Origin of the sequence: uncultured Jannaschia sp., from assembly GCF_947494025.1 — a bacterium.
Lineage (GTDB): Bacteria > Pseudomonadota > Alphaproteobacteria > Rhodobacterales > Rhodobacteraceae > Jannaschia.
The window spans coordinates 1-4,573 of sequence record NZ_CANLTQ010000069.1 but is presented as its reverse complement, the minus strand read 5'-3'; the positions used below and the strand labels follow the sequence as shown (position 1 = coordinate 4,573).

The following is a 4,573-nucleotide window of genomic DNA, read 5'->3' as shown; positions in this document are numbered from 1 at the left end:
CTCTGCACCCTCAACGCCATGCTCGCAGCAGGAACAGACTACACGCAGCAGACACCTGGCTAAGTACAGTTGCCGGCTATGTTGTCAGGCGCGAGGCGTGAGGCGCGGCTTTTGCGGCTCGCGCGGCATGCCGTTCCACCAAGTGACGCGGGCGACGCTTTCGAATGGGATGAGGCCCGCGGCGTTCTCGTGCCGGGGCCTTGGCTCTCCGTCTCAGGTCAGAGCCCACACTTCGCCATCGGCCAGCCTTCGAACCGGGGGCAGGGCGATGCCCGGGTCGTCCCATCCGAGACCATGCACGGGGACCAGCGCCTTGGGGGCAATGGCCGACGCGAAGCGCGACAGGTCCTTCGGACCGGCATGCCCGGAGGTGTGGAGCTTTACCGTCTTCGCCCCGGCCGCCCGGGCGCGCGCCCAGCCGGAGGTTGGATCGCCGGGATCGAGGTAGCCGCTCCAGCTGGAGAAGACGTAGGCGTCCTCCGGGGTGAACCCCAGAGCGTCTGCCTCGAACTCCTTCAGCATCGAGTCCCGCAGCATGATGATGGCCGGCTCCCCGGCAAGGCGCTTCCGCGACGTAGAGAACGGCTTCGTGGCCATTTCGGTCACGTAGTCTTCGCGCCCGAGGCGGGTATAAAGGCGTTTGCCACTGGGCGTGATGAGGACCCTCAGGTCAGGGAAATCCGGACCGGGCACAGGCAGATCGGTGCCATCTACAATCCGGCGCAGGACGTCCGCGCCGTAGAGGTCGACCACAAGGTTCCGACCGGTTCGCCTTGCCGCCCTGAACAGCGTCACTGTCCGGTCGACATTCTGCGCCGACCAGGACACGAAGACGTGGCGCCTGGTTTCTTTCGCCAAAGCGACGAACTCGTCCTCGAGAGCTTTTTCCGTCACGACGGGCTTGTCGGTTCCGAGATTGGTCCCTTCCATCAGGAGCACATCGACTGCCTTGGGAGGCTCTGCGATCATCTTCTCCACCAGCGTGCTCTTGCGGCCGTGTACGCGGAAGTCGCCGGTATATAGAATGCGACGTCCGAACCCCTCGATCCGCAGCATGTAGGCATCGGGTGCCGAATGGTCGGTCAGGGTTGGCGTGACGGTGAAACCGCCGATCGAAAGCGATCCGCTTCGGCTATGCCAGGTCTGAATCCGGCGCGTGATGGGAGAGTCTGTAATTTCAGCCGACAGCCGTATCAGCTCTGCCGTCTTCGCACCGGACCAGACGGTCCAATTGGCGGGAAGCTCCTGAAGCAAACCCCAGTGATCCAGATGAGCATGGCTGATGAGGAGGGTCGCCGGGCGGGTGAGGTCGAGGCTCTCCGGAAGCAGCCCCGACATCCCGCGGGGGGCGTCGAGCGGCAGACCGGCATCGAGGATCAGCCGTTCACCGTCGGGGCCGGCGATCTCGATGCAGGACCCGCCAATCGTCCGGGTGCCACGATGGACGGTCAGGGTCAGCGTCATGCCGCCAATCTCTGGAGGGCGAGGACGGGCAGGAGCGGACCTCCATGATCCGGTCCGACCTCGTAGACACAAACCCCGTTGCGCTTGAGTTCTTTGCGATGCCCGTTCTCAGTAAAGGTAGCTGCGTTGCGCTCCATCCGGGTCGCATGTGCATCAGCCACGTGATGCCCGCCCGGCCAATAGTTCCCGATGACAACGCCGGGTTGCACGATTATAACCGGGGCATCCGATCCGGCCAGCGTCCGCCAGACCGAGAGGCATTCGGCGTGTCGATCCGTATCGCCGTGAAAAAGCCGGTGAAGGTCGAGTAGCGCCTTGGCCGTCTCCGTGTAGGCCGAGCTGACCTCCTGAATCCGATTGGGGCCCTGCATCCAGCTCACGTATTTCGAAACCTGGTTCAGAACTTTAGGGCCGACGAAGCTCCCGTCTTCACATTCCTCGTAGGGCTTCGACGCGCGCAGCTCGCCGTTGTCGGCGCATTTGGCTTCCCAGAATTCGATCGACGGCGTGGCCTTGCCGTTCACTTGCGCAACGACAAGGTCCATTCGCGGCGCGACCCGACATCCACTGGCGTCCTCGTTCGCCGGCAGGCCCATCTCTAGGTCGAGCGTCCCGGGATTGGCTGCGACGAGATCGTCTACAAAACGCTTCTCCGCCGAGGCGTAGGTCTCTGCCGTCTCGATCCAGCTCTCGACTAGCTCGATCGTTGCGTGGTCGGCGAGCCGCTTCGCATCGACCCGATGGTAGGGCTGGCTGGGCGCCGCCTCGTGACGTGCCATCCCGCGCCGACGGCCGGTCACGTAGGCCTTGTGGACCTCGAGCTTCGGACCGCCCTGGCCGATGGACAGCTTCGCAACCGACTGTCCCTTGAAGTAGAAATTCAGGTAGCCATCGCGAACCGCTAGCCGCAGAGGTCGGTCCTTCGTCCAGTCCTGTCCCGGCAGGGCCCACTTCTCGAAGAGCGCCCGAACAGCATTGCCGGGATTGCCGGCGTCCCATCTGGACAGGTCCGTCGTTTTGAAGGCTCGCTCGAATGTTGGCATGGGGTACTCCGGTCGGACGACATGAAAAGGGCGTCGTATTTCCGGATGGACGAGAAAGCCTGAAGATTCTGTTCACGTCTGAATGTGAGGTTAGCGCCAGATATTAGCTTGACGCCACATGCGTCGGATTGAGCGTAGCGCATGACAAGGAATCTCGCCCGCGCCGCTCATCCCGGAGTCGGTATCGAATTGCCGGCGAAGCTGTAGACGCTTTCCAGGACAGATCACAGCAAACGTACCCTGACGCAACGATGCCGCCGGGAGGCGTCTACAGCATCGATGGGCCCTATGCCCTACGAGAGACTGCTGGATACAGTGTCGTCCAAACGCTATGTAGAAACGTAACTACAGGAGTGCATCATGCCGATCGTTACCGTGACCAGCCGCGAACTGAACCAGGATCTCAGCCGCGCGAAACGGGCCGCCCTTGCAGGCCCGGTCTTCATCACCGACCGGGGTCGGCCCGCCCATGTCCTTCTCAGCATCGAAGCCTACGAGAGGCTGGTCGGAAAGACCCGGAACCTTGTCGAGGTTTTGGCCATGCCGGGCCTGTCGGAGATCGAGTTCGACCCGCCGAAGAGCGCGATCGCGAGCCGTCCGGCCGAACTCGGCTGATGTTCCTGCTCGACACGAACGTCGTCTCCGAGCTGCGGAAGGCCGGGGACGGCCGTGCGGACCCGAACGTGATCCGCTGGATCGCCGCGCAGGATGCCGGGCGCTTTTATATTTCAGCGCTGACCTTGATGGAGCTCGAGATCGGCGTTCTGCGCATCGAGCGCCGTGACCCGGGGCAGGGGGCCCACTTGCGCACTTGGCTGGATGACCAAGTCCTTCCTGCGTTCTCCGACCGCATTCTGCCGGTCGACGGCGTCGTCGCCCTCCGCTGCGCTCGGCTCCATGTTCCGGACCCGCGGTCTGAACGCGATGCTCTTATCGCGGCGACGGCCCTGGTCCATGGCATGAGCGTCGTGACCCGCAACGTGCAGGACTTCGAGGCGACGGCGGTCCCGTTGATCGATCCCTGGGTGTAAAGAAGGTCACCTTTGAAAGGGTAGGAGACCTTTTATGGAGCGCGCTTATCGGTCTTGCAGCGCGCGTTCTAGAGATTGGGTCATTCTGTAAAACCCGCTCTACCGAGCCAGTCGACAGGCGTTCGAAAAACACCCTGTTTCGAGCAGCTCAGCTGCCTGCTTCTCCTTGTCGATCTCTTCGGCAGGTTTCAACTTATTATTAAAAAATTCATATAATCATTATTTCTTTACGGCGTGCGAAACGAGAATAGGACGGTCTGATGACGGACCCGCTCGACCAGGTGGTCAACGTGAACTTCCGGATGACGGAACGCGACCGCCGCGCCTTGAAGGCTTGGTGCGCCGAGCAGGGGCTTACGCTGACCGAGGGTTTCCACGAAGGGGTCGCACTGCTGCGCGGGGTCCGGGACCGGTTCGGTCCGGACCCGTCCGGAACCCTTCTCGAGACGATCGCGACGGCCGAGAGCTATCTGGTGGACGCGGAGCGGGAGATCCGGGTGGAATGGCGCAAGGGCGCCTGGGTCGTCCGCGAGGGGCCGCTCTCCGTGGTAAACCAAGACGGCGCGCTGGAGCACGCGGGCAAAACCAATGTCGAGCGGACCTGGTTCGGGCTGCAGGAGGCGTTCCGGATCGCGCGGGCCCGAGCGGGGGCTGGATGACTCCACCCCCTTACACCCTCTCCTTCACCGTGGGCGGCCTCTTCCTCTTCGAGGGGATCGAGCTCGCGCGCCTCCGCGGCTCCTGCGCCTCCTGGAAGGAGGTCCGCAAGACCGCGCCCGATGACGTGTTCGTCGCCAAGGGGGGTGCCAATTCTGTGAAACGGATCCGGAACGAGGTCATCGGCCGCCTCTCCGCGCTCTCTCCGGAGGAGACCGACCACCTCGCCTCCGCGGGGATGACGGACGCGCGCGCGCTCATGTGGGTCGCGGCCTGCCGGAAATACCGGATCCTGGCCGAGAGAGGTGGTTCGGGAAAACTGAACAGCCGGGATAAGTGGATTTTCCGCGCCACGGCGGCATGATTGTCGCGAGCGAG

6 protein-coding genes are annotated in these 4,573 nt (G+C 63.2%); 4 read left to right on the top strand and 2 right to left on the bottom strand.

Annotated features, from left to right (window positions below):
* Positions 1 to 213: 213 nt before the first annotated feature.
* The gene (locus Q1B08_RS20875) at positions 214 to 1,464 is read right to left on the bottom strand and encodes an MBL fold metallo-hydrolase (protein ID WP_299823148.1); all 1,251 of its coding nucleotides are present in this window, start codon (positions 1,462 to 1,464) and stop codon (positions 214 to 216) included.
* Positions 1,461 to 2,507 (bottom strand): hypothetical protein, encoded by a 1,047-nt coding sequence (locus Q1B08_RS20870; RefSeq protein ID WP_299823145.1) that lies wholly within the window; start codon positions 2,505 to 2,507, stop codon positions 1,461 to 1,463. Before Q1B08_RS20870 ends, Q1B08_RS20875 begins: the two co-directional genes overlap by 4 nt.
* Before the next feature lie 360 nt (positions 2,508 to 2,867).
* On the opposite strand from Q1B08_RS20870, the gene Q1B08_RS20865 reads away from it, so the two are divergent.
* The 4 genes from Q1B08_RS20865 to Q1B08_RS20850 all read left to right on the top strand — a co-directional run bounded on the left by Q1B08_RS20865 (position 2,868) and on the right by Q1B08_RS20850 (position 4,559).
* On the top strand, positions 2,868 to 3,122 hold the full coding sequence (locus tag Q1B08_RS20865; protein ID WP_299823142.1) for a type II toxin-antitoxin system Phd/YefM family antitoxin: 255 nt from the start codon (positions 2,868 to 2,870) through the stop codon (positions 3,120 to 3,122).
* Positions 3,122 to 3,538 (top strand): type II toxin-antitoxin system VapC family toxin, encoded by a 417-nt coding sequence (locus tag Q1B08_RS20860; RefSeq protein ID WP_299823140.1) that lies wholly within the window; start codon positions 3,122 to 3,124, stop codon positions 3,536 to 3,538. Before Q1B08_RS20865 ends, Q1B08_RS20860 begins: the two co-directional genes overlap by 1 nt.
* Before the next feature lie 260 nt (positions 3,539 to 3,798).
* A complete protein-coding gene (locus tag Q1B08_RS20855) occupies positions 3,799 to 4,197 on the top strand; it encodes a hypothetical protein (protein WP_299823137.1) in 399 nt (132 codons plus the stop codon).
* Complete coding sequence (locus Q1B08_RS20850; protein ID WP_299823134.1) at positions 4,194 to 4,559, top strand: BrxA family protein; 366 nt, start codon at positions 4,194 to 4,196, stop codon at positions 4,557 to 4,559. Before Q1B08_RS20855 ends, Q1B08_RS20850 begins: the two co-directional genes overlap by 4 nt.
* The last annotated feature ends 14 nt before the right edge of the window (positions 4,560 to 4,573 follow it).